At 67.9% G+C, this 25,645-nt stretch carries 27 protein-coding genes; 8 read left to right on the top strand and 19 right to left on the bottom strand.

What is annotated here, in order from left to right:
* The first annotated feature begins 21 nt into the window (after window positions 1–21).
* Together DES45_RS02385 and DES45_RS02380 are read left to right on the top strand one after the other, a co-directional pair.
* Window positions 22–957: a PLP-dependent cysteine synthase family protein gene (locus DES45_RS02385; protein WP_114768812.1), complete on the top strand. Its 936-nt coding sequence runs from the start codon at window positions 22–24 to the stop codon at window positions 955–957.
* A gap of 111 nt (window positions 958–1,068) precedes the next feature.
* Entirely contained in the window at window positions 1,069–1,572 is a 504-nt protein-coding gene (locus DES45_RS02380; RefSeq protein WP_114768358.1) for a DUF4142 domain-containing protein, read from the top strand.
* 22 nt (window positions 1,573–1,594) lie between these two features.
* Here the strand turns inward: DES45_RS02380 and DES45_RS02375 are convergent, their stop codons facing one another.
* Together DES45_RS02375 and mbfA are read right to left on the bottom strand one after the other, a co-directional pair.
* Complete coding sequence (locus tag DES45_RS02375; protein WP_281024056.1) at window positions 1,595–2,215, bottom strand: pyridoxamine 5'-phosphate oxidase family protein; 621 nt, start codon at window positions 2,213–2,215, stop codon at window positions 1,595–1,597.
* Window positions 2,216–2,295: 80 nt separating this feature from the next.
* Window positions 2,296–3,279, bottom strand: coding sequence for an iron exporter MbfA (mbfA, locus tag DES45_RS02370; RefSeq protein WP_114768357.1), 984 nt, complete (start codon window positions 3,277–3,279; stop codon window positions 2,296–2,298).
* 183 nt (window positions 3,280–3,462) lie between these two features.
* On the opposite strand from mbfA, the gene DES45_RS02365 reads away from it, so the two are divergent.
* The 3 genes from DES45_RS02365 (at window position 3,463) to DES45_RS02355 (ending at window position 5,171) form a co-directional block, all read left to right on the top strand.
* Window positions 3,463–4,155, top strand: coding sequence for an RNA polymerase sigma factor (locus DES45_RS02365; protein WP_114768356.1), 693 nt, complete (start codon window positions 3,463–3,465; stop codon window positions 4,153–4,155).
* Between the two features lie 193 nt (window positions 4,156–4,348).
* On the top strand, window positions 4,349–4,840 hold the full coding sequence (locus DES45_RS02360) for a DUF4142 domain-containing protein (RefSeq protein ID WP_245429750.1): 492 nt from the start codon (window positions 4,349–4,351) through the stop codon (window positions 4,838–4,840).
* Between the two features lie 13 nt (window positions 4,841–4,853).
* Window positions 4,854–5,171 carry a cupredoxin domain-containing protein gene (locus tag DES45_RS02355; protein ID WP_114768354.1) on the top strand — a complete coding sequence of 106 codons (318 nt, stop codon included), beginning with the start codon at window positions 4,854–4,856 and terminating at the stop codon, window positions 5,169–5,171.
* Between the two features lie 4 nt (window positions 5,172–5,175).
* Here the strand turns inward: DES45_RS02355 and DES45_RS02350 are convergent, their stop codons facing one another.
* Window positions 5,176–6,543, bottom strand: coding sequence for an NAD(P)/FAD-dependent oxidoreductase (locus DES45_RS02350; RefSeq protein ID WP_114768353.1), 1,368 nt, complete (start codon window positions 6,541–6,543; stop codon window positions 5,176–5,178).
* Window positions 6,544–6,701: 158 nt separating this feature from the next.
* On the opposite strand from DES45_RS02350, the gene DES45_RS24965 reads away from it, so the two are divergent.
* Together DES45_RS24965 and DES45_RS02345 are read left to right on the top strand one after the other, a co-directional pair.
* Window positions 6,702–6,839, top strand: a complete 138-nt coding sequence (locus DES45_RS24965) for a hypothetical protein (protein WP_170151366.1) — start codon at window positions 6,702–6,704, stop codon at window positions 6,837–6,839.
* A gap of 90 nt (window positions 6,840–6,929) precedes the next feature.
* The gene (locus DES45_RS02345) at window positions 6,930–7,370 is read left to right on the top strand and encodes a hypothetical protein (protein ID WP_114768352.1); all 441 of its coding nucleotides are present in this window, start codon (window positions 6,930–6,932) and stop codon (window positions 7,368–7,370) included.
* A gap of 86 nt (window positions 7,371–7,456) precedes the next feature.
* Here the strand turns inward: DES45_RS02345 and pnp are convergent, their stop codons facing one another.
* Window positions 7,457–9,634 (bottom strand): polyribonucleotide nucleotidyltransferase, encoded by a 2,178-nt coding sequence (gene pnp / locus DES45_RS02340; protein WP_114768351.1) that lies wholly within the window; start codon window positions 9,632–9,634, stop codon window positions 7,457–7,459.
* Between the two features lie 222 nt (window positions 9,635–9,856).
* Entirely contained in the window at window positions 9,857–10,126 is a 270-nt protein-coding gene (gene rpsO / locus DES45_RS02335) for a 30S ribosomal protein S15 (RefSeq protein WP_114768350.1), read from the bottom strand.
* A 303-nt stretch (window positions 10,127–10,429) separates the two neighbouring features.
* On the opposite strand from rpsO, the gene DES45_RS02330 reads away from it, so the two are divergent.
* Complete coding sequence (locus DES45_RS02330) at window positions 10,430–10,975, top strand: ferritin-like domain-containing protein (protein WP_245429701.1); 546 nt, start codon at window positions 10,430–10,432, stop codon at window positions 10,973–10,975.
* Between the two features lie 145 nt (window positions 10,976–11,120).
* Here DES45_RS02330 and DES45_RS02325 read toward each other — a convergent pair whose 3' ends face one another.
* The 14 genes from DES45_RS02325 to DES45_RS02260 all read right to left on the bottom strand — a co-directional run bounded on the left by DES45_RS02325 (window position 11,121) and on the right by DES45_RS02260 (window position 25,638).
* Entirely contained in the window at window positions 11,121–11,366 is a 246-nt protein-coding gene (locus DES45_RS02325) for a PsiF family protein (protein WP_114768349.1), read from the bottom strand.
* A 161-nt stretch (window positions 11,367–11,527) separates the two neighbouring features.
* Window positions 11,528–12,448, bottom strand: a complete 921-nt coding sequence (gene truB, locus DES45_RS02320; RefSeq protein ID WP_114768348.1) for a tRNA pseudouridine(55) synthase TruB — start codon at window positions 12,446–12,448, stop codon at window positions 11,528–11,530.
* A gap of 5 nt (window positions 12,449–12,453) precedes the next feature.
* A complete protein-coding gene (gene rbfA, locus DES45_RS02315; protein WP_114768347.1) occupies window positions 12,454–12,885 on the bottom strand; it encodes a 30S ribosome-binding factor RbfA in 432 nt (143 codons plus the stop codon).
* 105 nt (window positions 12,886–12,990) lie between these two features.
* Window positions 12,991–15,834, bottom strand: a complete 2,844-nt coding sequence (infB, locus tag DES45_RS02310; RefSeq protein ID WP_114768346.1) for a translation initiation factor IF-2 — start codon at window positions 15,832–15,834, stop codon at window positions 12,991–12,993.
* A complete protein-coding gene (locus tag DES45_RS02305; protein WP_114768345.1) occupies window positions 15,827–16,501 on the bottom strand; it encodes an RNA-binding protein in 675 nt (224 codons plus the stop codon). Before DES45_RS02305 ends, infB begins: the two co-directional genes overlap by 8 nt.
* Before the next feature lie 30 nt (window positions 16,502–16,531).
* Window positions 16,532–18,148 carry a transcription termination factor NusA gene (nusA, locus tag DES45_RS02300; protein WP_114768344.1) on the bottom strand — a complete coding sequence of 539 codons (1,617 nt, stop codon included), beginning with the start codon at window positions 18,146–18,148 and terminating at the stop codon, window positions 16,532–16,534.
* 5 nt (window positions 18,149–18,153) lie between these two features.
* Window positions 18,154–18,780, bottom strand: a complete 627-nt coding sequence (rimP, locus tag DES45_RS02295; RefSeq protein WP_114768343.1) for a ribosome maturation factor RimP — start codon at window positions 18,778–18,780, stop codon at window positions 18,154–18,156.
* A gap of 210 nt (window positions 18,781–18,990) precedes the next feature.
* A complete protein-coding gene (gene trmB / locus DES45_RS02290; RefSeq protein WP_114768342.1) occupies window positions 18,991–19,671 on the bottom strand; it encodes a tRNA (guanine(46)-N(7))-methyltransferase TrmB in 681 nt (226 codons plus the stop codon).
* Between the two features lie 5 nt (window positions 19,672–19,676).
* Entirely contained in the window at window positions 19,677–20,855 is a 1,179-nt protein-coding gene (metK, locus tag DES45_RS02285; protein WP_114768341.1) for a methionine adenosyltransferase, read from the bottom strand.
* Between the two features lie 106 nt (window positions 20,856–20,961).
* Window positions 20,962–21,378, bottom strand: coding sequence for a helix-turn-helix domain-containing protein (locus tag DES45_RS02280; RefSeq protein WP_114768340.1), 417 nt, complete (start codon window positions 21,376–21,378; stop codon window positions 20,962–20,964).
* A gap of 51 nt (window positions 21,379–21,429) precedes the next feature.
* The gene (gene lnt / locus DES45_RS02275; RefSeq protein WP_114768339.1) at window positions 21,430–23,034 is read right to left on the bottom strand and encodes an apolipoprotein N-acyltransferase; all 1,605 of its coding nucleotides are present in this window, start codon (window positions 23,032–23,034) and stop codon (window positions 21,430–21,432) included.
* A complete protein-coding gene (locus tag DES45_RS02270) occupies window positions 23,031–24,053 on the bottom strand; it encodes a hemolysin family protein (protein WP_114768338.1) in 1,023 nt (340 codons plus the stop codon). The genes lnt and DES45_RS02270 overlap by 4 nt, the downstream gene beginning before the upstream one ends.
* A 32-nt stretch (window positions 24,054–24,085) precedes the next feature.
* Window positions 24,086–24,562, bottom strand: coding sequence for an rRNA maturation RNase YbeY (gene ybeY / locus DES45_RS02265; RefSeq protein WP_245429699.1), 477 nt, complete (start codon window positions 24,560–24,562; stop codon window positions 24,086–24,088).
* On the bottom strand, window positions 24,559–25,638 hold the full coding sequence (locus DES45_RS02260; RefSeq protein ID WP_114768337.1) for a PhoH family protein: 1,080 nt from the start codon (window positions 25,636–25,638) through the stop codon (window positions 24,559–24,561). The genes ybeY and DES45_RS02260 overlap by 4 nt, the downstream gene beginning before the upstream one ends.
* Window positions 25,639–25,645 lie beyond the last annotated feature (7 nt).

Here is a 25,645-nt window from a genome sequence, read left to right as displayed (position 1 = left end):
CTTCGAACGGGAATGAGCCTCATGAACGGGCAGCGGACGATCCTCGACCATATCGGCAACACCTCGCTCCTGGCCCTGTGCCGCATCGTGCCGGAGAACGGCGCCCGCATCCTGCTGAAGCTGGAGAGCGAGAACCCAACGGGCAGCATGAAGGACCGCATGGCGCTCGCCATGATCGAGGCCGCCGAGCGGGACGGGCGGCTGAAGCCCGGCGGCGCCGTCGTCGAGTACACCGGCGGCAGCACGGGCGTGTCCCTCTCGCTGGTCTGCGCCGTGAAGGGATATCCGCTGCATGTGGTGACCTCGGATGCGTTTTCGCGCGAGAAGCTCGACCACATGAAGATTCTCGGCGCCCGGCTCCAGGTCGTCGAGAGCGAGAGCGGGCGCATGACCGAGAAGCTCACCCGGGACATGATCGCGGCGGCGGGCCAGGTCGCGCAGGAGACCGGCGCCTTCTGGACCAACCAGATGAAGAACCGCGACCAGCTCGCCGCCTATCACGCCATGGCGGAGGAGATCTGGGCCCAGACGGAGGGGCGCATCGACGCCTTCGTCCAGAGCGTCGGCACGGCCGCGTCCCTGCGCGGCATCGCCGAGGGCCTGCGCCGCCGCAGCGACCGGATCCGGATCGCCGCCGTGGAGCCGGCCGAATCCGCAGTGCTGTCAGGCGGCGCGCCGGGCGCCCACAAGATCGACGGCATCGGCGCCGGCTATGTAGTACCGCTCTGGCAGAAGGATCTCGCCGACGACATCGAGCGCGTCTCGACCGAGGACGCCGTCGCCATGGCGCTCCGGCTCGCCCGCGAGGAGGGCATCTTCGCCGGCACCTCCACGGGGGCCAACGTCGTCGCGGCCCTGCGGATGGCCGAGCGGTTGGGACCCGACGCAACGATCGTCACGGTGATGTGCGACACGGGCATGAAATACCTGAAGGGGTTCGGCGCAAGGCTGGGGTGAGGGGACGCGACGGAAAGCGTCGGCCGCATCCAGGAACCGCCTCATGCAGGAGGCGTTCGTCCCGCGACGGCTCCCCACACCAGTGCGGGTGAGGCCGCAGCGAGGTGAACCATGTCCAGAAAGCTGATCCTCAGTGTCGGATTCGTCGCCGCCCTGGCCGTTCCGCTGGCCGGTGCCCAGGCCAAGGACACCGCAAGCCAGGCCTTCATCAAGAAGGCGATCGAAGGTAACCTGTCCGAGGTGTCCCTCGGCCAGCTCGGGCAGCAGAAGGGGGCGAGCGAGGACGTCCGCAACTACGCCCGCCAGCTGGAAACCGATCATTCCAGCGCCAACCAGAAGGCCATGACGGCCGCCGGAACCCTGAACGTGACGCCGCCCACGGATGTGCCGAAGGACAAGAAGGCCGTCTACGACAAGCTGTCGAAGCTCTCGGGCGAGGCCTTCGACCGGCAGTACGTTCAGGCCATGATCGCCGACCACAAGAAGGACATCGCCGAGTACCAGAAGGAGGCCAAGCAGCAGGACGCGGCGGGCGGCTACGCGAGCGAATCCCTGCCGGTGCTGCAGAAGCACCTGGAGATGGCGCAGTCGCTCGCCAAGGCGAAGACGCAGTAGCGGGTCTGCGCCGGCCGACGCCTCAGTACAGCGTCGCGCGCACCCGCTCCTGGAGGCCGTCGTCGTAGGCGTCGCCGCCGACGCGGTTCTCGCTGCACGCCGCGAGAATTCTTCCCGCACTCGGCAGGTTTTTCCGCGTCACGTGCCGCTCGGGATTCCACAGATCGGAGCGCACGACCGCCCGCGAGCACTGGAAGAACACCGCTTCCACGGCGATGACGAGCACCGTGCGCGGCGCCTTGCCGTCGATGGCGAAGCTCTCCAGCAGCGCCGGGTCGGCCGAGATCGCCGCGCGGCCGTTGACGCGTAGAGTCTCGCCGATGCCCGGGATGAGGAAGAGCAGCCCCACATGCGGGTCGCGCACGATGTTGCGAAGCGAATCGATGCGGTTGTTGCCGCGCCGGTCGGGCAGCAGCAGGGTCTTCTCGTCCGCAACCCGCACGAAGCCCGGCCCGTCGCCACGCGGCGAGCAGTCGAGGCCTTCGGGCCCGCGCGTCGCGAGCGCCACGAAGGGCGAGGCCTCGATCATGGCTCGGTATTCGGGGATGACCTGGTCGGTCTCCTTGACGAGGGAGGCCTCCATGGGCGCTCCGTAGAGCGCTTCCAGGGCGGCGAGGTCGGTGATGGCAAACGGATCGGGCACCGCGAATCCTCTCAAGGATGATGGTCCGATACTCGTAGCGGCTCCGCGTGCTCCGAGCCAGTCCGACGGGAGCCCTGTCCCTAGGCGTTGCCGATGAGCACGCCTGCCGCGAACACGAGGGCGCCGCCGAGCACCACCTGGAAGGCGGCGCGCATGAAGGGCGTCTCCATGTAGCGGTTCTGGATGAACGCGATGGCCCAGAGCTCCACGAACACCACCGCGGCCGCGATGATGGTGGCGGTCCAGAAATGCGGGATCAGGTAGGGCAGAGCGTGGCCGAGCCCCCCGATGGCCGTCATGATGCCGGACGCGAAGCCGCGCTTGATCGGCGAGCCTCTCCCGGAGAGCTTGCCGTCGTCGTGGGCGGCTTCGGTGAAGCCCATGGAGATGCCGGCGCCCACCGAGGCCGAGAGGCCGACCAGAAAGGTCTGCCAGGTATCCTGCGTGGCGAAGGCCGCGGCGAAGATCGGCGCCAGGGTCGAGACGGAGCCGTCCATGAGGCCCGCCAGCCCCGGCTGCACGAAGGTGAGGATGAACTGGCGCCGCTCGGTCTGGGCCTCCTCCTCCTTCACGGATTCCGGCGTGTAGGCGAGGCCGAGGCGGCGCGCGAGCGATTCATGGGCCTGTTCGGCCGCCGCGAGGTCGCCGAGGAGCTTGCGGGTCGAGGCGTCCGTGCTGCGCTTGGCGGCCTCCACATAGAACCGGTGCGCCTGCGCCTCCATGGTCTCGGCCGCCGCCCGCACCTTCTCGATGCCGAGCGGCCGCACGAGCCAGTCGGGCTTGCGCTCGTAGTAGCCGCGCACGTGCTCGCGCCGGATCAGCGGAATGGTCTCGCCGAAGCGGCGCTGGTGCAGTTCGATCAGGGCGGCCCGATGGCCGTCTTCCTCGGCAGCCATCTCGTCGAACACTTTGGCGGATTGCGGGAACGACTCGCGCAGGCCCTCCGCATAGGACCGGTAGATCCGCGCATCGTCCTCCTCGGACGAGATCGCGAGCGCCAGGATTTCCTGTTCCGAGAGCGAGTCGAAGGGGCGGCGGTCGAAGCCGAAGACGCGAGACAGCATGGCGGGAGGCCTTGTTTAGAATGGTTCTAAATATCTTGCTCCCATGAGGACGTCAATTGTGCCAAGCTCGACCCGCCGCGAGACAGGCCGGCCGCGTGAGCGCAGCTACGCACGGGTCTCAATCCGCCGGCGGGAACCTCTCCGGGTCCCGTAGCATCCAAACCTTCGGAAGGCAGGTGCCCGATGAAGAACACGACAACCCATCTCGACCTCTCGGCCTTTGACGATGCGGACCTCGTGTCCCAAGCGCGGCTTGGGAACACCGATGCTTTCCGGGTCATCATGCAGCGCCACAACCGCCGTCTCTACCGGGCCGCCCGCGGGATTCTCGGGAGCGACGCCGAGGCGGAGGACGTGGTTCAGGACGGCTATCTGCAGGCCTTCACGCATCTCGACACCTTCCGGGGAGAGGCCCGCCTGTCGACGTGGCTCACCCGCATCGTCATGAACGAGGCGCTGGGCCGCGTGCGGCGCCGGCGCCACATCGTCGATCTGAGCGCCCTCGAGCAGGCGGAAGGCGGCCAGGCGCAGATCCTGATGTTCCCGCAGCCTTCGCCGACCCAGGACCCGGAGGCCGAAGCAGGACGGGCGCAGCTGCGCCGCATGGTGGAGCACGCCGTCGACGAGCTGCCGGAAGCCTTCCGGTCGGTGTTCATGATGCGCGAGGTGGAGGAAATGAGCATCGAGGAGACGGCTTCCTATCTCGGCATCCGCCCCGAGACCGTGAAGACGAGGCTCCACCGGGCGAGGCGGCTGCTGCAGAAGGCGCTCCAGGCCCGGCTCGTGGCGACCATGAAGGACGCCTTTCCGTTCGACGGGCTTCGCTGCAACCGCGTGACCGACCGCGTCATGCAGCGGCTGCAGCGGCAGCCATAAGGTCGGTCACCGGAACGCGGGAACGTTTCGGCGGCGCCTGCATCCAATGCTGCGGCTGGCGGACCCTCGGTCGGAGACAGGGTGCTGCCGGCGATCCCGATGCGGGACCCGCATCGATCGACAGGAGAGAACGATGGCCAAGATTCACCTGACCCTGCTGGGCGCCTGCCTCTGCCTTGCCCCCTACGGCGCGATGGCTCAGGGGGCCGCCAAGCTCACGGACCCGCAGATCGCCCACATCGCCTACACGGCCGGGCAGATCGACATCCAGGCCGCGGAGCAGGCCCTCAAGGAATCCAAGAACAAGGAGGTCAAGGCCTTCGCCAACGATATGGTCCGCGACCACAAGGCCGTGAACGAAAAGGCCCTCGCCCTGGTGAAGAAGCTCAACGTCAAGCCCGAGGACAACGAGACCAGCCGCCAGCTCGTGCAGCAGGCCGAGGCCAAGCGCAAGGAGCTCAGCGCCCTCAAGGGCGCCGCCTTCGACAAGGCCTATGCCCAGAACGAGGTTGCCTTCCACCAGCAGGTCAACGGCGCGCTCCAGAGCACCCTGATCCCGAACGCCAGCAACGGCGAGCTGAAGGATCTGCTCGCGACCGGGCTCAAGATCTTCCAGGGCCACCAGCAGCACGCCGAGCATCTCGTCCAAAGCCTGCCGGCCCGGACCGGGGCCCTGGCTCACTGAAGGGGGCGGATCGATGCGCCGGCTTGCGATCTTGGCCGTGCTCGCCTTGGAGGTGCCGGGCGTTCCGGCGTCCTCGGCCGGCGCGACACAGACCGTCGCCATGAAGGGAATCGCCTACGAGCCGAAGCAGGTCACGGTGCATGTGGGCGACATTGTGGAATGGGCCAACCAGGACATCGTGGCCCATACCGCGACCGCCCGGGACAAGAGCTGGGACGTGAATGTCCTGCCCGGGAAGGCCGGACGCATGGTGATGAAGACGCCGGGCCGGTTCGACTACATCTGCCGCTATCACCCGAACATGACAGGCGAAATCGTCGTGGAGCCCTGACCCGTCAGAGCTGGCCGCCGTCGCCCCAGCGCTCGAGCAGGGCCGCATAGGCGGGATCATGGTAGCGGGACAGGAGGAAGGCCGGCGCGTAGTCGGGCAGGGGGGCTTCCGTGACGTAGCGGGCGATGAGCTCGCCGCCGGCGCAGGAGGCCATCACGCCGAAGCCCGAATAGGCGCAGGAGATGTAGGCGCCCTCCACCGCAACGGGGCCGATCAGCGGCCGGTTTTCCTGGGTGCGCATGTAGTAGCCGCCGTCGATGTAGGGCCGCGGCGTCTCGCCGTTGTAGACCTTGAGCCCCGGCACCATCGTGGACATGCCCCTCAGGGCGATCTCGGCGTAATAGGCCGGCTCCGGCAGCGGGAAGACCGGGTCGACCGCATCGCCGTGGTGGTTGAAGAGAACGAGGGTCGACGTGGCCCCGTCCGGGCGCCCGTGCACGCCCGCCGGAAACTCCCCGAGAAGCCATTGGGCCTCCTCGTCGGCCGCCAGCGCGGCCCGCTCCTCGTCGCTCCAGGGCAGGCGCTGCTCGTCGAGCCAGATCAGCATCGGGGCGTTGCGCGGCATGCCGCCGAGGGTGTCGGCGAAGCTGACCTTGAAGTGGCGCTCGGCCCGGATCGGCAGATCGACGCCGATCATGCCGGCCATCTCGGCCTGCATCGGCCCGGCAGCCAGCACCGCGTGGGTCGCCGGGAGCGTCGTGCGCTCGCCCTGCTGGTCCACATGGACCGCGCGGACCCGGCCGCCGGCGGTGTCGAAGCCGACGACCCGCCCCTTCACGAATCCGACCCCGCGCGCGCGGACCGCCTCGAGCATCACCATGCCGAGCTGCTGGGCGCTGAGCCAGCCGGCGCGACGCGCATGCGCGAGCGCCACCGTCTCGGGCGCGAGGAACGGGAAATGCCGACGGATCAGGCTCGTGTCGGTAATGACGTCGGCGCCCGTCGGCGCACCCTCGAAGCCGCGTTCGGGGGAGGGCTCATAGGGGCTCTGCGGCGTGTCGTGAAACCGGGTCGGCCCCCCGCCGCGCTCCTCGGCCGATTTCGCCATGGTTTCGAGGAACGGGATCTTGTCCCGGTCGGCGGTCGCGAACACGTAGCCGCGGCGGTTGAGGTTGATCCGGTTGTCGGTCGCCCGCGCGATCCCCTCGATGAGGTCGATGCTCCGGTTCATGAAGGCCGTCATGGTCCAGTCCGGGCCGGGCCACCAGTTGCGGTAGGCTTCCGTCGACTTGTCGGACGTGAGCGAGAGCGGATGGCCCTCGTCGACCAGCGTCACGTGGTCGAGGCCGCATTCGACGGCCAGATAATAGGCCGCCGCGATGCCGGCGATCCCGGCCCCGCAGATGACGACTCTCGGTGATGAAGGGGACATGGCGGCCTCATGGATCAGGTGGCTCACCGTAGCCGGGGAGCCGCTCGCATGCCAGACCGGGCGACCGGACGGCAGGTGCTTTTTCAGAGGGCGCCGGGGATCGGAACCGGGGCCGGAACGTGTCGTTTCAATGCTGCAGAGAAGCGAAGAGGCCGACGATGGGCAAGGGAAGCGAGAAGCACCGCACCAGCGCAAAGAAGACCAAGCTGCGCGAGAAGGCCAAGAGGTTGATCGGCGAGGGCCGGAAGCTCACGGGACGGCTTCTGAGATACGATCACCGTGGCAAGGCGGGCTGATCCGTGACGGGGACCGGCGAAGGTGCCGTTTCCGTCGCCGGCTTCGACCCGGCGCATCACCCTTTGGTCAGAAACCCACGTTGACACGGCATGCAATTCGTCTGCGACGCCCCTGGGCAAACAAGCTGGTTCCGGATCGAGACCGAGGGCGAAGCCGTCCTCGAATCGCAGCTCATGGGCCATGCGGTCGAGAAGCATTTCCGCCGGGCCTGGGATGCTGCAACGGGCACCTACCAGTCGACGGCCAGCAGCGTCATCGAGCAGAACATCGGCCTCAAGTCTCATGTGCAGCGGACGATGCCGGTGTTCCTGACCTTGCGCGACGCGGAGGGAGCCGGACTGGTGACAGCCATGCTTCCGCCTGGCGGGCGCGATGATCCGTCCTCCAGGATCATGATCGTCGGCCCGCAGAACCGGGACCCGTACCCGACCCATGGCGAGGCCATCGAGAAGCTCGGGGAGCATTTCGGCCTCACCCTCGACCGCAGCCGGTGCTACCCCTACGCGCGGACTACACCTTCCGGGAAATGAGCGACATGCGTCTGTGCGATCGGGCAACGAAAAAGCGCGGCCCGGAGGCCGCGCTTTCATGACTCGAACGACAGGTGAGGGGCGGATTACTCGCCCGCCGCCTGCTTCTGCTGGTCGCGCTGGGCCTTCTCGGCCTCGCGCTCGGCCTTGAGCTGCTCGGTGATGTCCTCGCCGGTCTCCTGGTTGACGACCTTCATGGAGAGACGGACCTTGCCGCGCTCGTCCATGCCGAGGAACTTGACCTTCACCTTGTCGCCTTCCTTGACCACGTCCGTCACCTTGCCGACGCGGTTCTTGGCCAGCTCCGAGATGTGCACGAGGCCGTCGCGGGAACCGAAGAAGTTCACGAAGGCGCCGAACTCCATCACCTTGACGACGGTGCCGTCATAGATGGTGTTGACCTCGGGCTCCGCCACGATCGAGCGGATCCAGTTGTAGGCCGCCTTGATCGACTTGCCGTCGGCGGACGCGATCTTGATGAGGCCGTCGTCGTTGATGTCGATCTTGGCGCCGGTCTTCTCCACGATCTCGCGGATGACCTTGCCGCCCGAACCGATGACCTCGCGGATCTTGTCGACCGGGATCTGCATGGTCTCGATGCGCGGGGCATGCTCGCCGAGCTCGGCGCGCGGAGCCGTGAGGGCCTTGTTCATCTCCGAGAGGATGTGCCCGCGGCCTTCCTTGGCCTGATCGAGCGCGACGCGCATGATCTCCTCGGTGATGCCGGCGATCTTGATGTCCATCTGGAGGGACGTGATGCCCTGGTCCGTTCCGGCCACCTTGAAGTCCATGTCGCCGAGATGGTCCTCATCGCCGAGGATGTCGGACAGGACCGCGAAGCGCTCACCCTCGAGGATGAGGCCCATGGCGATGCCCGCCACCGGACGGCGCAGCGGCACGCCCGCATCCATCAGCGCCAGCGAGGCGCCGCAGACCGTGGCCATGGAGGAGGAGCCGTTCGACTCGGTGATCTCCGACACGACGCGAAGCGTGTAGGGGAACTCGTGGCTGGCCGGCAGCATCGGGTGGATGGCGCGCCAGGCGAGCTTGCCGTGGCCGATCTCGCGGCGTCCGGGGGAGCCCATGCGGCCCGTCTCGCCCACGGAATAGGGCGGGAAGTTGTAGTGCAGCAGGAAGGTCTCCTTGCGGGTGCCCTCCAGCTCGTCGATGAACTGCTCGTCCTCGCCGGTGCCGAGCGTGGTCACCACCAGGGCCTGGGTCTCACCGCGGGTGAAGACCGCCGAGCCGTGGGTGCGCGGCAGGACGCCGACTTCCGCCACGATCGACCGGACGGTCCGCAGATCGCGGCCGTCGATGCGCTTGCCCTCGTCGAGGATGTTCCAGCGCACGACCTTGGCCTGGATCTCCTTGAACGCGGCCTTGACCTTCTCGGCCTCGAACTTGGCTTCGCCTTCCGGCGGGCAGAGCGCGTCCATCACCTTCGCCTTGACGGCGTCGACGGCGGCGTAGCGGTCCTGCTTGCGGGTGATCTTGTAGGCCTCGCGCAGATCCGTCTCGGCGATGTCGAGAACGGCCTTCTCCACGTCCGACATGTCGGCCGGCTGGTAGTCGCGGGGCTCCTTGGCGGCCTTCTCGGCCAGGCGGATGATCGCCTCGATGACCGGCTGGAAGTGCTTGTGGCCGAACATCACGGCGCCGAGCATCACGTCCTCGGCCAGCTCCTTGGCCTCGGATTCGACCATCAGCACGGCGTCGGAAGTGCCCGCGACCACGAGGTCGAGGGACGAATCCTCCATCTCCTGCAGGAGCGGGTTCAGCTTGTACTGGCCGCCCACATAGCCGACGCGGGCCGCGCCCACCGGGCCCATGAAGGGCACGCCGGAAAGGGTCAGGGCAGCGGAGGCGGCCACCATGGCGACGATGTCGGGATCGTTCTCGAGGTCGTGCGACAGCACGGTCACGACGACCTGGGTCTCGTTGCGGTAGCCGTCGGCGAAGAGCGGACGGATCGGACGGTCGATGAGGCGGGAGACGAGCGTCTCCTTCTCGGTCGGACGGCCTTCGCGCTTGAAGTAGCCGCCGGGAATGCGGCCGGCCGCGTAGGTGCGCTCCTGGTAGTTCACCGTGAGGGGGAAGAAGTCGATGCCGGCCTTCGGCTCCTTGGCCGAGACGACGGTGGCGAGAACGGTGGTCTCGCCGTAGGTGGCGACGACGGCGCCGTCGGCCTGGCGGGCCATCTTGCCCGTTTCGAGCACGAGCTTGCGCCCGGCCCAGATCAGTTCTTCGCGTTGAATGTCGAACATGCGTTTGTCTTTCATGACATGGCGGGGGCTCGATGCCATGAGCAAGACGGCAAGAGGCTCGGGCCGCGGGGCGAACCCCGCTCCGTCAAGCCTCTTGCGATCCTGCCATGGTCATCGCGTCATCCGCCTCATTTCAGTGGACGCGGGGCGCGTCGTTGCGGGCCTCCGGCGTCGAGAGGGCCGTCCGAGGCCGGGCCTCGGACGGCAAGTCGCTCGAAAAGCTTAGCGGCGAATGCCGAGCTTCTCGATCAGCGTGCGGTAGCGGGCCTCGTCCTTCTTCTTGACGTAGTCGAGAAGCGAACGGCGCTGCGACACGAGCTTCAGGAGGCCACGACGGGAATGGTTGTCCTTCGTGTGGGTCTTGAAGTGACCGGTCAGGTTGTTGATCCGCTCGGTCAGAATGGCGACCTGCACCTCGGGGGAGCCGGTGTCGCCAGCCTTCTGGGCGTACTCTTTCACGAGCGCGTTCTTGCGCTCAGCCGTAATCGACATCGATTGTCCTTTCAGGTTGATAGTAAAGCGACCTTGGCCTTATGGGCTCAGGGTCCGGATCGTCGGAAACGGCCGGGCCGGGATGTCGTCCAGCGCGGTCTGATCTCGCAACGCAACCCCCAGGCGGAGCCTGCGGGAAGTGGGCGCACCATACACGAAAAGCGCGCAAGTTCTAGATAGATCGTCACTTTCGGCGCGATTGCAAGGCGGCCACGGGGTTTCCCGGCGTCCGACCGCCCGGGAACAAGCCCGCCGGACCTTGGTTGACCGAGACAGCATCCAATCCGTCAGAAAGGGTTTTCCATGACCATGGCCACCGCCGGCGCCGCCGACCTGTCGTCCTCCGAGACGGCCAAGAACACCTTCATCACCGGCCTCCAGAACGCCCATTCCCTGGAGAAGGAGGCGCTCCAGCTCATGAACCGGCAGATCGAGCGGATCGAGAACTATCCGGAGATGCGCCAGCTCCTCGAGCAGCACGTGCGCGAGACCGAAGGCCAGGTCCGCCGCCTCGACGAGATCCTGCACAATTTCGGCGAGGACCGTTCGCTGCTGAAGGACATGGCCACGCAGGTGATGGGCAACATCGCCGCCATGGCGCATGTGCCGATGGCCGACGAGATCCTGAAGAACTCGTTCGCCAACCACGCCTTCGAGAACTTCGAGATCGCGTCCTACAAGTCCCTGATCACCATGGCCGAGATGACCGGCCATTCCCGCTTCATCCCGGCCCTGCAGGAGACCCTGCGCGAGGAGGAGAAGACCGCTCAGCTCATTCGCGACCAGATCGAGCTGATCACCCGCCGCTATCTCGAGCGCGAGGCGCAGGGGCTGAAGGCGGACCGGTAAGGAGCTTAAGCCCTGTCGCGATCATGCTCGGCCTCGTGCCGGGCATGACGAAAATGCTCGCAAATCGATCGCGTCGGGCGGGACGTCATGGTCGCGTCCGAGACCCTGACGGGCCGGCCGCTCACGGCAGCCGGTCCTGCTCGAGTCACATGCCGACAGAGTCCTTGACGCACTTGTTGGTGAAGCTGGTCTTGGCTGCGCCGCTCAGCTTCTTCTCCGACGCCTGGGTGTCGCAGGACGCCTTCATGTCCCTTTCGCACTTGGTCATGAAGCTTGTCTTGGCAGCACCGGCGAGCTTCTTGTCGGTGGCTTGAGCGGTGCACGATGCTTCGGCCGCCATGGCGCTGCCGGCGCACGTCATCAGCAGCAATGCTGTCGCGAATGTCCTCATGGATGCTCCTCCTCGGGAATGGACCCGTAACGATCTGTAGTTAGAGCCTCGAACGCAAAGGGGGAGCCGGTTTGCGTAAAGAGATGCCCGGAACACGGACCTTGGAGCACTGCATGTGGGCCGATGCTCTCTTTTTGAATGAGAGCATCGTTTGACGAGCTCTAGGCCCCCAGGTTGAACACCCGGTGCGGCACCAGCTCACCGCGCTCCACGTCGCCGACCGCCACGAGCACGCCGTTGCAGGTGGCAAAGACCTTGCCGGAGAGCGGGGCCTCGCGGCCGCGCAGGATGATCGACTGGCCGCGCATGAGCCGGGCCGCCATGTCGCGGCTCACCATCACGGACGGGATCTCGCTGAGGGCTGTCTCGACCGGCCGCAGGGCGGCCGGATCGGTGGCGATCTCGTCGACCACCACCGCGTCCTCTTCCGTGAACGGACCGACGCGCGTCCGCCGCAGGGCCGCGATATGGCCGAGGCAGCCGAGCGCCCGGCCGAGGTCGCGCGCGATGGCGCGCACATAGGTGCCCTTGCCGCAATCGGCCTCGATGACCGAACGGTCGCCCTCGTGGTGAACGAGCGCAAGGCGGTCGATTTCCACCGTGCGGGCCTGCAGCTCCACCACCTCGCCGTCGCGGGCGAGGTCGTAGGCGCGCTCGCCCTGGATCTTGATGGCCGAGAAGCGCGGCGGCACCTGCTGGATGGAGCCGGTGAAGCGCGGCAGCAGGGCCTCGATGTCGGCGGCCTCAGGGACCCGGTCGGTGCGCTCGACCACCTCGCCCTCGGTGTCGTCCGTGTTGGTCTCGGCCCCCCAGGCGACGGTGAACACGTAGGATTTGCGCCCGTCCATCACGAAGGGCACGGTCTTGGTGGCTTCGCCCAGCGCGATCGGCAGGATGCCGGAGGCGAGCGGGTCGAGGGTGCCGGCGTGCCCGGCCTTCTTGGCCGAGAGGCTGCGCTTGACCACGGCGACCGCGTGGGTCGAGGTCATGCCGACGCCCTTGTCGAGAATGATCCAGCCATTCACGTCGCGCTTCTTCGGGCGGTCGGGCCGGGGCCCCCGCGGCGGTCGTTGGTCGGTCATGAATCTTACTCGTCGTTGTCGTCGTCGTCGGAAGTCGCGGGGCCAGGCCGGCCCGTGTCGCGCGCCACCTTGTCGGAGCGCAGCAGCGCGTCGATGCGGGCGGCCTCGTCGAAGCTCTCGTCGCGCAGGAAGCGCAGGTCGGGCGCGTATTTCAGGTTCACCCGGCGGGCGACCTCCTGGCGCAGGACCTTCTTGTTCTTGTCGAGGGCCTTCAGCACCGCCTGCTCGTCGCGGCCGCCGAGCGGCATCACGAAGGCGGTGGCGAGCTTGAGGTCCGGGGTCATGCGGACCTCAGGGATCGTGATGACGTTCCTGGTCAGCACGTCGTCCTGGAGGTCGCCGCGGGAGAGCACCTCGGCGAGGGCGTGGCGGATGAGCTCGGCCACGCGCTGCTGGCGCTGGGAGGGACCGGCGGTTTGTTCGAAACGTTTTGCCATTGTCGTCTTTCCGGGGTTGGACCGGAGCGTCCAAAAGGGGTCATGGCCGGGAGCGACCCGGCCATGACGATAAGTTCGGATTGAGGGAAGAGATCCGAAGCGGAATTACAGGGTCCGCTTCACCTCTTCCACGCGGTAGCACTCGATGATGTCGCCCTGGCGCATGTCCTGGTAGTTCTCGAACGCCATGCCGCATTCCTGACCCGAGGTGACCTCGCGGGCATCGTCCTTGAAGCGCTTGAGCTGCGAGAGCTTGCCTTCGTGGATGACCACGTTGTCGCGGATGAGGCGGACATGGGCGCCGCGCTGGACCACGCCGTCGAGGACGCGGCAGCCCGCGACCTTGCCGACCTTGGACACGTTGAACACCTCGAGGATCTGCGCCTCGCCGAGCCGCTCCTCGCGGAGCGTCGGGGCGAGAAGCCCGGACATCGCCGCCTTCACGTCATCCACGAGGTCGTAGATGATGTTGTAGTAGCGGATCTCGATGCCGGCCCGCTCGGCCGCCTCGCGTGCTTCCTTGTGGGCGCGCACGTTGAAGCCGAGGATGATGGCGCCGGAGGCCTCCGCGAGGGTGACATCCGATTCCGAGATGCCGCCGACGCCGGCCTGGATGACCCGGGCCGCGACCTCGTCGGTGCTCACCTTCTCGAGCGCGCCGACGATCGCTTCCGCCGAGCCCTGCACGTCCGCACGGACCACGAGAGGCAGCTCCTTCCGGCCGGCTCCGGCCTTCAGGTCGCGCATCATGTCGGCCAGCGTCCGGCCGGCCGAGCCCATGCGGGCCGCCGCGCGCTCGCGCTTCTGGCGGGTACGGTACTCGGTGATCTCGCGGGCGCGGGCCTCGGACTCGACGACCGCGACGCGATCGCCGGCTTCCGGGGTGCCGTTGAAGCCCAGGATCTCGACCGGGACCGAGGGACCTGCCTCCTTCACGTTCTGGCCGACGTCGTTGACCAGGGCGCGGACACGGCCCCATTCGGCACCGGCGACCACGATGTCGCCCGTGTGGAGGGTGCCGCGCTGGACCAGCACGGTGGCGACCGGGCCGCGGCCGCGATCGAGCTTCGCCTCAATGACGGTGCCTTCCGACGACCGCTCCGGATTGGCCTTGAGATCGAGAATCTCGGCCTGGAGCTGCAGGCCCTCGAGCAGGCTGTCGAGGCCCTGGCCGGTCTTGGCCGAAACCTCGAACTCGAGGGTCTCGCCGCCCATGGATTCGACCACGATCGAGTGCTGGAGCAGCTCGGTGCGCACCCGCTGCGGGTTCGCGTCGGGCTTGTCCACCTTGTTGATCGCCACGATGAGCGGCACGCCGGCCGCCTGCGCGTGGGTGATCGCCTCGACGGTCTGGGGCATGACGCCGTCGTCGGCCGCCACCACCAGCACCACGATGTCCGTCACCTTGGCGCCGCGGGCGCGCATGGCCGTGAAGGCCGCGTGACCGGGCGTGTCGATGAAGGTGATCTTGCCGCCGAGCGGCGAGGTCACCTGGTAGGCGCCGATGTGCTGCGTGATGCCGCCGGCCTCGCCGGAGACCACGTTGGTCTTGCGGATCGCGTCGAGCAGCGAGGTCTTGCCGTGGTCGACGTGGCCCATGATGGTGACCACCGGCGGACGGGCCACGAGGTTCTCGTCCACGTCCGGGGTGTCGAAGAGACCTTCCTCGACGTCCGATTCCGCGACGCGCTTCACCGTGTGGCCGAGTTCCTCCGCGACGAGCTGCGCCGTGTCCGCATCGATCACGTCCGTGATCTTGTGCATCTGGCCCTGCTTCATCAGGAACTTGATCACGTCCACGGCGCGCTCCGACATGCGGTTGGCGAGCTCCTGGATGGTGATGGTCTCGGGGATCGTCACCTCGCGGGCGATCTTTTCCTTCTGGTCCATCTGACGATGGCCCATGAGGCGCTGGTTGCGGCGCCGGAACGCGGCGAGCGAGCGGGTGCGCTCGTCCTCGCCTTCCAGGGCCTTGGTCAGGGTCAGGCGGCCGCGGCGCTTCTCCTCGCCGGGCGCAGCCTTCGTGGGCTTCGGCGCGGGAACGGGCTTGGCGGCGACGCCGGGACGCCGGACGGTGCGTGCACCCTCCTCTTCCTCCGTCTCGACGGCGCGGGCCGTGACCTGCGGAGTGCTGCGGGTGTTGGGCTTCGCGGCAGTCGGTTCGGGAGCCGCGGGCGTCGGGGCCGGGCGGGCCATGTGGTTGAGGCTCGGCGGACGGCGTCCGTCGATGCCGCCCGTGGCGCGGGGACCGCCGAATCCGCCCGGACGGGCGCCCGAGGGACCGCCCGTGCGCGGGCCGGCGCCGGGCGCACGGCCTGCCGGAGCGCCGGTGCCCGTGCGGGCCGGACGCTCGGCCGGAGCCGCTGCGGCGGCCGCCGGGGCCTGACGGGGAGCCTCCTCGCCGAGACGGCGACGGGCTTCGTCCTCGGCGCGGCGCTTGCGCTCGTCTTCCTGGCGGCGACGCTCCTCTTCCTCGCGCTTGCGGGCTTCGGCTGCCTCACGCTCCTGGGCCTCTGCGGCTTCCCGCTCGGCCCGGCGATGGGCTTCCTCTTCCTGGCGCTTGCGGTCCTCCTCCTCGCGACGACGGGCATCGACGAGGGCGTTCAGGCGCGCATCGCGCTCCTGCTCGGAGAGGGTGCGCAGAACGACGCCGGAACGGGGGGCGTTCGACGACGGCCCGCCTCGCTGCGGGCGGCCCTGCTGCGGGGCTGGTGCTGCCGGCCGCGGCGCGGCCGCCTTGGGTGCGGCAGCCTGCTGGGGCGCAGGACGCTCGTCCTTGCCGCCCCCCTGGCCGACTGGGCGACGCTTCACCGTCTCGACCACAACCGCCTTCGAGCGGCCATGGGAGAAGCTCTGGCGAACCACGCCCTGCTCGACGGGCCGCTTCAGAGACAGCGTCTTGGACGACACGTGCAGCGTCTTGTCGCCCGGGTTTTTCGTATCATTCATTCCGCTCAGATCCGTCGGGTTCCATATTCGTGTGTGCGCCGGCCCCGTGATCGGGGTCAGCCTGATCGGCATCGCTTCCGCAATAGGCGCGATAACGGTGCCATCGATTCAGAAAGCCGTCGCTTCCAGCGCCCGCGACGAGGGCAGCATGTATCACATGTGACCGGCCTAATGCCAAACTCAATTCGTCGTTTGACAGCTCTTGAACGACCGGAAAGCTTGATATTGCGTCGCCGAGGCGTTTTCGCAACTGGCCCTGGAGCTTTCTTCGCCCATCTTCGGCCGCTTCTGCGGCATGAATAAGGGCGACGATGGGTTTTTCGGCGAGGGCGGCTTCGACCTTCTCGAAGCCGGTGATCACCGCTCCGGCCTTGTTGGCGAGCGAAAGGCTCTGACGCAGATCCGCCCGCATGAACTCGCCGATGTCCGCGGCGAGGGTTTCAGGAGCCCGGGCCTCCGTCTTGAAGGCGCGGGCGAAGAGGCGGCGCTTCACCGCCTCGTGAACCAGGTCGGAGCGCGCGGTCACCCACACGCCCCGGCCGGGCAGCTTGTGCTTCAGGTCGGGGACGACCTGGCGGTCCGGACCGAGGACGAACCGGATCAGCCCCGCGGCCGGCTGGGCCGCGCGGGTGACGATGCAGGTGCGTTCCGGTTCGTGCCGCCCCAAGGGTCTGGTCCTCGCCTGGTCATGATCGGGTTAGGACGGCTGGGCCTCGGTCTCGGCCTCTTCGGCCGATCCCTCGGTCTCGACAGGCTCCTCGGGAGCCTCGATCCAGCCGGCCTTGACGCGGGCGGCCATGATCATGGCCTCCGCTTCCGCACGGGAGACGTCGAAGCCGTCCAGGAAGCCCTTGTAGCGCGTCGCGTCCTGGCCGCGGCCTTCCGTCCAGCCGGCGAGGTCGTCCGTGGCGCAGCCGGCCAGGTCCTCGACCGTCTTGATGTCGTTCTCGCCCAGCGCCACCAGCATGGCGGTGGTGACGCCGTCGATCTCCTTGAGCTCGTCGGCGACGCCGAGTTCCTGGCGCCGCGCCTCGTTCTCGGACTCGATGCGGGTCAGGTACTCCTGGGCGCGCTCCTGGATCTCACGGGCGGTGTCCTCGTCGAAGCCCTCGATGGAGGCGACCTCGGACGGGTCCACGTAGGCGATCTCCTCGACCGACCGGAAGCCTTCCGCCGCCAGCAGCTGGCCCACGACCTCGTCCACGTCGAGGGCGTTCATGAACAGCTCGGTGCGCTCAGCGAACTCCTTCTGGCGGCGCTCCGATTCCTCGGCCTCGGTCAGGATGTCGATGTCCCAGCCGGTGAGCTGCGAGGCGAGGCGCACGTTCTGGCCGCGGCGGCCGATGGCCAGCGAGAGCTGGTCGTCGGGCACCACCACCTCGATGCGGTCGGCCTCCTCGTCGAGCACCACCTTGACCACTTCCGCGGGCTGGAGCGCATTGACGATGAAGGTCGCCTGGTCGGGCGACCACGGGATGATGTCGATCTTCTCGCCCTGCAGCTCGCCCACCACCGCCTGGACGCGGGAGCCGCGCATGCCGACGCAGGCGCCGACCGGGTCGATGGAGGAATCGCGGGACGTCACGGCGATCTTGGCGCGGGAGCCCGGATCGCGGGCCACCGCCTGGACGCTGACGATGCCGTCGTAGATCTCCGGCACTTCCTGGGTGAACAGCTTCGCCATGAACTGCGGATGGGTGCGCGACAGGAAGATCTGCGGGCCGCGGGCCTCGCGGCGCACGTCGAACAGGTAGGCGCGGATGCGGTCGCCGGGACGGAAGGTCTCGCGCGGGATCAGCTCGTCGCGGCGCACGATCGCCTCGCCGCGGCCGAGGTCGACGATCACGTTGCCGTACTCGACGCGCTTGACGACGCCGTTCACGACCTCGCCGATGCGGTCCTTGTATTCCTGGTACTGGCGGTCGCGCTCGGCGTCGCGCACCTTCTGGACGATCACCTGCTTGGCCGACTGCGCCGCGATGCGGCCGAAGTCGAAGGGTGGCAGGGTCTCGGAGATGGCGTCGCCTTCCTGGGCGGCCGGGTTGCGCTTGCGGGCCTCGGAGAGGGCGATCTCGCGGGAGTCGTTCTCGAGGGCGGCGTCGTCCACCACGAGCAGGTGCCTGGACAGGCGCAGCTCGCCGGTCTTCGGGTTGATCTCGGCGTGAATGTCGGTCTCGGCGCCGTAGCGCGAGCGCGCCGCCTTGGCGATGGCGTCCGCCATGGCATCCAGCACGATCTGCTTATCGATCACCTTCTCGCGCGCGACCGCATCGGCGATCTGCAAGAGCTCAAGCCTGTTGGCGCTGACAGCCATCGAGGTCACTCCTTCCTGGGCGTGTTGTCCTGCGGGATGTCCGTATCGGACTCCGCATCGAATTCTTCTTCCGTATCGTCGTCGGCCACCGGCGCCGTGCCACGGCGCAGGGACTCGCGGATCAGCTCGTCGGTCAGGACGAGGCGCGCCTCGCCGAGATCGGTCAGGGGCAGGCGCACCAGGCGCTCCTCGCCCTCCTTCACGTCCGGCAGCTCGATCAGGGCGGCGCCGTCCTCCACGCCCCGGACGAAGCCCCGGAAGCGCTTGCGGCCGTCAACCGGCACGGCCATCTCGATCTTGGCCTCGTGGCCGCTCCAGCGCTCGAAGTCGCTGGCGCGGACGAGGGGCCGGTCGATCCCGGGCGACGAGAGCTCGAGGTGATAGGCCTGCGGGATCGGGTCCTCGAGGTCGAGGACCGGGGAAATCGCCCGGCTCACGGTCTCGCAATCGGTCACCGACATGGTGCCGTCGGGCCGCTCGGCCATGATCTGCACCGTGCAGCCGTTGGTGCTCGAGATCTTGACCCGCACCAGATTGAAGCCGAGGTCCTCGATCACCGGCTCGACGATGGCCGCCACCCGGGCCGCCACGCCGTTCTCCGTGATCAGACGCTTGTCGCGTTCGCTTGCCATGGTGTCCGTTAAACCCGCTTCGCCGTCGTTGGTGGCAGGCTCCGGCCGCAAGAAGCAATAAAAAAGAGCGGACCCGGCGGGGCCCACTCTCATGAGCAGCTTCACGCTGCAACCAGAGCTGACAACGACAGATATACCGATTCAGGCCGGAAAATGCAAGGAGCGTCTCATCCCCGGCGGCCCGAGAGGCCCGAACATGGTGCTCCGGCGTCAGATCCGCACGAAGGTGAGGTAGCTCGGCACCCGGCCTTCGCGGATCGCCTTGGCCTCGTAGCGGGTGCCGGGCCAGCCCTCGTAGGGCTTGCGCCAGTCGTCGGCGCGTTCGGCGGTCCAGCGGAAGTGCGGGGAACGCAGCGCCCGGGCCAGGACCCAGCCGATGTAGTTGTCGATGTCGCTGGCGAAGCGCAGCTCCGCGCCGGGGCGCATCACCCTGGCGAGCCCGGCGAGCGTCTCGTCGGAGACGAGGCGGCGCTTGCGCTGACGGCGCTTCGGCCAGGGATCGGGATAGAGGATGTAGACCCGATCGAAGCAGGAATCGGGCAGAGTCGGCAAGAGGTCGGTCACGTCCTCGTCCCAGACCCGGACGTTGCCGAGCTTCTCGTGGTCGACCACGGCGAGGAGCTTCGCCATGCCGTTCACGAAGGGCTCGCAGCCGATGACATTCACGTCCGGATGCGAGCGGGCTTGGGCGGCGAGGTGCTCGCCGCCACCGAAGCCGATCTCGAGCCAGGTCTCCCGGTCCGGCGTGCCGAAGATCTCCGCAGGAGACCGGCCGGGCGTGACCCGCAAGGACGGCAGCAGGTTCTGGACGAGGTCGTCCTGGCCGGCGCGCAGCCTCTTCCCCTTGCGGCGCCCGAAGAAGGCGCCGGCCCGTTCCGAGGCTGCGTTCATGGGGATCAGGCCAGGGCCGACTTGAGGCTGTCGGCGAGGTCGGTGCGCTCCCAGGAGAAGCCGCCGTCCGCGTCGGGCTTGCGGCCGAAATGGCCGTAGGCCGAGGTGCGGGCGTAGATCGGACGGTTCAGGCCGAGATGGGTGCGGATGCCGCGGGGCGACAGGTCCACCGCGTCCATGAGGTAGCTCTCGAGCTTGCCCTCGTCAACCTTGCCGGTGTCGTGCAGGTCCACGTAGATCGACAGGGGCTTGGCCACGCCGATCGCGTAGGAGAGCTGCAGGGTGCAGCGGTCGGCGAGCCCGGCCGCCACCACGTTCTTGGCGAGGTAGCGGGCAGCATACGCGGCCGAACGGTCCACCTTGGTCGGGTCCTTGCCGGAGAACGCGCCGCCGCCGTGCGGGGCCGCGCCGCCGTAGGTGTCGACGATGATCTTACGGCCGGTGAGGCCGCAATCGCCGTCCGGACCGCCGATCACGAACTTGCCGGTGGGGTTCACGTGCCAGATGGTCTCGGGCGAAACCCAGCCTTCCGGCAGGGTGCGGCGGATATAGGGCTCGACGATCGCGCGCACGTCCTCCGAGGTCAGGGCCTCGTCCAGGTGCTGGGTCGAGAGCACGATCTGGGTGACGCCGACGGGCTTGCCGTTCTGGTAGCGCACGGTGACCTGGCTCTTGGCGTCGGGGCCGAGCACGGCCGCGCCGTTGGCCTTGGTCTTGCGGGCCTGGGTCAGGTCCTCGAGGATCTTGTGGGCGTAGTAGATCGGCGCCGGCATCAGCTCGGGCGTCTCGTTGCAGGCGTAGCCGAACATGATGCCCTGGTCGCCCGCGCCTTCGTCCTTGTTGCCGGCGGCGTCCACGCCCTGCGCGATATGCGCCGACTGGGCATGGAGATAGACGTCGACCTCGGCGTTCTTCCAGTGGAAGCCTTCCTGCTCGTAGCCGATGTCCTTGATGGCGTCGCGCGCCAGCTGGATCACCCGATCCTTGGTGATCGACTCGGGGCCGCGGACCTCGCCGGCGATGACGACGCGGTTGGTGGTGGCGAGCGTCTCGCAGGCCACGCGGGCCTCGGGCTCCGCCCCCAGATAGGCGTCGACGACGGCGTCTGAAATGCGGTCGCAGACCTTGTCCGGATGACCTTCGGAGACCGATTCGCTCGTGAAAAGATAGCTCGAACGGCGCACGACAGAGTTTCCTTCGGAAGACGGGATAAGGAGCTTTGCCTACGGCCGTAGGCGATCTTGCCTGCTCATGCCGCAGACAGCCGGAAAGGTCAAGCGAACGCGTTCTTTATGCCGAACGTTCTTCTTCCTCGTCCTGGGCCGCCAAGGCCGAGACGAGCTGCACGATACTCTTGCGCACCCGCGAGTTCTTGATGTTGGTGAAGGTCCTGATCAGCTGGAGGCCTTCCGGGGTCGACATCACTTCCGAGATGTAGGGCGGAGACGCCTCTTCGGAGAAGCCCCCGTCGTCCTTGATGCTCTTGATTCCGTTGAAGAAGAAATGGATGTCGACGCCGAGGATCTTGGCGATGTCGACGAGCCGCGAGACGCTGATCCGGTTGGTGCCCTTCTCGTATTTCTGGACCTGCTGGAACGTCAGACCGAGCATGTCGCCCAGCTTTTCCTGGCTCATGCCGATCGAAATGCGGCGCATGCGAACCCTGCTGCCGATTTCCTTATCGATGGAGCCGGTCGACTTCTTCATCAGTGCAACATTCCCTGGCAAATCTTACCGCAGCGTTAGGACGGATTCCGTTCAGGCGAGCGGCCGCCGCCTGCGGCGGGTGAGCGCAGCCATTAAGCAGATCACAAGCGTGGCCGTCAAAACAAACCTGCCGTGGCGGTTGTAGAGAGTGGGCGGAACGGCGGCCGGCAGGGCCGCATCGAGCACGCCCTCAACCCCGAGTGGCAGGCTCCCGGTGACCCGGCCGAAGGGATCGACCACGGCCGAGATGCCCGTGTTGGCCGCTCTCACCAAGGGCAGCCCTTCCTCTACGGCACGCAGGCGAGCCTGGGCGAAATGCTGGTAGGGGCCCGGCGTCCGGCCGAACCAGGCATCGTTGGTCACGTTGAGGATGAGATCGGGACGGGGGCCGTCCGGCAGCACCTCGCCGGGAAAGATCGCCTCGTAGCAGATCGTCGCGGCCACCGGCGGCAGGCCCGGAACCTCGAGGTTCGTCCGCCTCTCGCTCGGCTCGAAGCCGCCAGGAATATGGACGAACTGCCGCAGCCCCACGGCCCGGATGAGGGCGTCGAGGAACCGGGGCACGTATTCGCCGAACGGCACCAGGTGGACCTTGTCGTAGGAGCCGAGGATCGTGCCCTTCTCGTCGATCACCTGGATGGCGTTGAAGAACTTGCCGACTGCCTCGCCCGGCAGGGGCTCGTCCATGCGGGCCGCGCCGGTGATCAGGACCGAGCCCGGCCCGAGCAGGGTGGCGATCTGGGCCAGCGATGCGGGATCCCGGTGGAGCAGGAACGGGAAGGCCGATTCGGGCCAGACGATGTGGGTAGCCTGTTCGTGGTCCTGCCCGTCGGGACCGGGCTCCGCGCTGATCCGCAGATAGCGCTGCATGATGATGTCGCGGTTGCGCGGGTTGAACTTGGCGTCCTGAGGCAGGTTCGGCTGCATCAGGCGAAGCCGCACGTCCGCCACCGCAGCCGTCGGGTCGGCCGGGACCCGCAGAGCCCCGAAGGCCGCAAGGCCCGCGAGGACGGCCGCCGCCAGGCCCGGCGCGGTCCAGCGGTCGCGGGTGGTCGCGCCCGTCCCGAGGAGCGCGGGTGCGCCGGCGATCGCCACCGCCAGGAGCGTCAGGCCGTAGAGTCCCGCCACCGAGGCGATCTGCATGAACCAGAGATGCTGGCCCAGCGCCATGCCGGGGCTGTTCCAGGGAAAGCCCGTGAAGAGATGGCCGCGCAGGATCTCGCTGACCGTCAGGGCGAACGCGAACGAGAGCACCCGGGAGGCGTCCCGGGTCCACAGAATCTGGGCAAGCGCGAATCCGAAGGCCGGGAAGAAGGCGAGCAGCGCCGGAAGCCCCAGAACCCCAAAGGGCAGGGCCCAGGCGAACTGGTCCGCCTCGACCAGGAAGGCTGCCCCGAGCCACCACAGGCCGGCCACGAAATAGCCGAAGCCCCAGAACCAGCCCGCGAACGCCGCGGATTTCAGCCGCGGCGCCCATCCGGGACCCGCCTTGGCGGCCCCGTCCAGGAGCCAGACGGCCGGTGTGAGCGACAGGACCAGGGCGGGCAGGATCCCGAACGGCGGCAGGGCCAGCGCCCCGACGGCGCCGGCTGCGAAGGCCATGAGCCCGCGCCGCCAGGCGCGCGCGCGGATCACCCGGTCGGCGAGGGGGCTCATTCGGCGGCGGTGCTCTCGGGCGGCAGGGGCCGCTTGTTGTCGACCTCGGTGGTGGTGTCGAGGGGAGCCACGTTCCGGCGATAGATGCGCAGCCGCTTCACCCGGCGCGGATCTGCGTCCAGAACCTCAAATTCCAGGTTGCTCGGCCCGATGATGAGCTCGTTGCGGGACGGCACGCGCCCGGCAAGCGTCACGATGAAGCCGCCCAGGGTGTCGATGTCCTCCGCGCTGTCCTCGTCGGTCAGGTCGACCCCGAGGCTCTCCTTGACCTCGTCGAGGCTCGCCCTCGCATCGGCGATGAAGGTGTCGTCGGCGCTCCTGACGATGGTGAGCTCGACGTCGTCGTCGTGCTCGTCCTCGATGTCGCCCACCACCATCTCGACCAGGTCCTCGATGGACACGAGCCCGTCGGTGCCGCCGTATTCGTCGATGACGAGTGCCATGTGGGTGCGGGTCGCCTGCATGCGCACCAGCAGGTCGATCGCCGGCATGGAGCGCGGCACGAACAGGACCGGCCGCAGGATGTTGGCGGAGGCGAGCGTCATGGACAGGTCCACCTGGCCGAGGCTCGGCACCGGGGTGTCGGGGCTCACGGAGGCGCCCGCGCTCATGGCGATGAAGTCCAGGAAGTCGCGGATGTGGATCATGCCCTTCGGGTCGTCCAGGGTCTCGCCGTAGACGGGAAGGCGCGAATGGCCGGCGGTGCGGAAGAGCTTGAGCAGGTCGCCGAGGGTCGTATCGGCCGACACGGCCACGATGTCGGCCCGGGGCACCATGGCGTCCTCGACGCGGATGCGGTGGAAGCCGAGCACGTTTTTCAGCATCGCCCGTTCCTGGGGCGAGAAATCCGCATCCTCGACGGCTTCCGCGAGCGCGTCCTCGAGGCCGGTGCGGACCGATTCGCGGGGCTTGAAGCCCAGCAGGGTCAGGACCCGGTCGTACCAGTGATCACGCAAGCCTTCCGGGTCTGATGAGGGCCGCGCGGTGGGGGAGTCGGTGGGACTTCGATCGTCATTCATGGGTGTTGAATATCAGCCGGAACGCCAAGCGTTCAAGCTGCCATATCGCGATAGGGATCGGCGATGCCAAGGGTGGCGAGCGCCTTCACCTCGAGAGCCTCCATGTCTTCCGCCTCTTCCTCGTCCTCGTGGTCGTAGCCGAGGAGGTGGAGGATGCCATGGACAATCAGGTGGGCGAAGTGGTCCGCGAGGGCCTTGGATTCCTCCTCGGATTCGCGCACCAGAGTTTCATACGCTAAAGCAATGTCGCCCAGATGGCGAGGCCCTTCCGCCCCCGGCTGGTCCGGCGCCGGGAAGGAGAGCACGTTGGTGGGCTTGTCCTTGTGGCGCCAGGTGCGGTTCAGCTCCCGGATGTGGGCGTCGTCGGTGAGCATGACGCTGACCTCGAAATCCTCCTCCGTCTCCTCCGCGACCGCCACCGCGGCCTCGGCGGCGCGCTGGGCCAGCGCCTCCGCTCCTTCGAGGCGGGACCATTCCCCCGCCTCGACCATGATGTCGAGCGCGATCACCCTCTGCGTCCCTGTTCCGTTGCCGGCTCCTGGCGGCCGGCCGCGTCGTAGGCGGTGACGATGCGCCGCACGAGGTCGTGGCGCACCACGTCCTGCTCCTTGAAGGTCACGCGGCCGATGCCCTCGACCCCGTCGAGGATGCGCACGGCTTCGACCAGGCCCGATTTCTGCCCGGGCGGCAGGTCGATCTGGGTCGGGTCGCCCGTGATGATCATCCGCGAGCCCTCGCCCAGGCGGGTGAGGAACATCTTCATCTGCATCGAGGTGGTGTTCTGCGCCTCGTCGAGGAGCACCACCGCGTTGGTCAGCGTGCGTCCGCGCATGAAGGCGAGCGGCGCGATCTCGATCATGCCGGTCTGAAGGCCCCGGTCCACGTGCCGGGCCTCCATGAAGTCGTAGAGGGCGTCGTAGATCGGCCTCAGATACGGATCGACCTTCTCGCGCATGTCGCCCGGCAGGAAGCCGAGGCGCTCGCCGGCCTCGACGGCCGGCCGCGACAGGATCAGGCGGTCGGCCTGGCCCTGCTCCAGGAGCGAGACCGCATAGCCCACCGCAAGCCAGGTCTTGCCGGTGCCGGCCGGGCCTTCGGCGAAGACCATCTCGTGCTGCTTAAGGGCCTTGATGTAGGCGTTCTGGGCCGCGTTGCGGGCGCGCACCGGGCCGCGTTTGCGGGTGGCGATCTGGTCGAAGGCGGTGAGACCCGGGACCGGGACGTCCTCGGCCTGGGGGAAAAGGGTGCCCTGCAGGGTGCTCTCCTCGATGGCGCCGTCCACGTCGCCGGGCGCGAGGGTCGTGCCCTGGCGGGCGCGCTCGTAGAGGCCCTCGAGAACGCGGCGCGCGAGCTCGGAGGCTTCCGGCGTGCCCTTCACGGTGACCCGGTTGCCGTTGGCGATGGCGGCCACGTTCAGGCGCCGCTCCAGATGGGCGAGATTCTGGTCGTACTGGCCGAAGACAAGGCTGGCGAGGCGGTTGTCGTCGAAGGTGAGGATGATTTCGGCCTCTTCCACGACGCCGGGATGTAAGCCGGAAGGGCCGCGGCCCTTCCCACGTGCGGTCACGTTGTCCGCTGGCCTCAAATGCCTC

The organism is Microvirga subterranea (assembly GCF_003350535.1).
In the GTDB taxonomy this organism is placed as follows: Bacteria; Pseudomonadota; Alphaproteobacteria; order Rhizobiales; family Beijerinckiaceae; genus Microvirga; species Microvirga subterranea.
The sequence above is the reverse complement of the archived record's forward strand: the minus strand, read 5'-3'. Positions and strand labels throughout refer to the sequence as shown.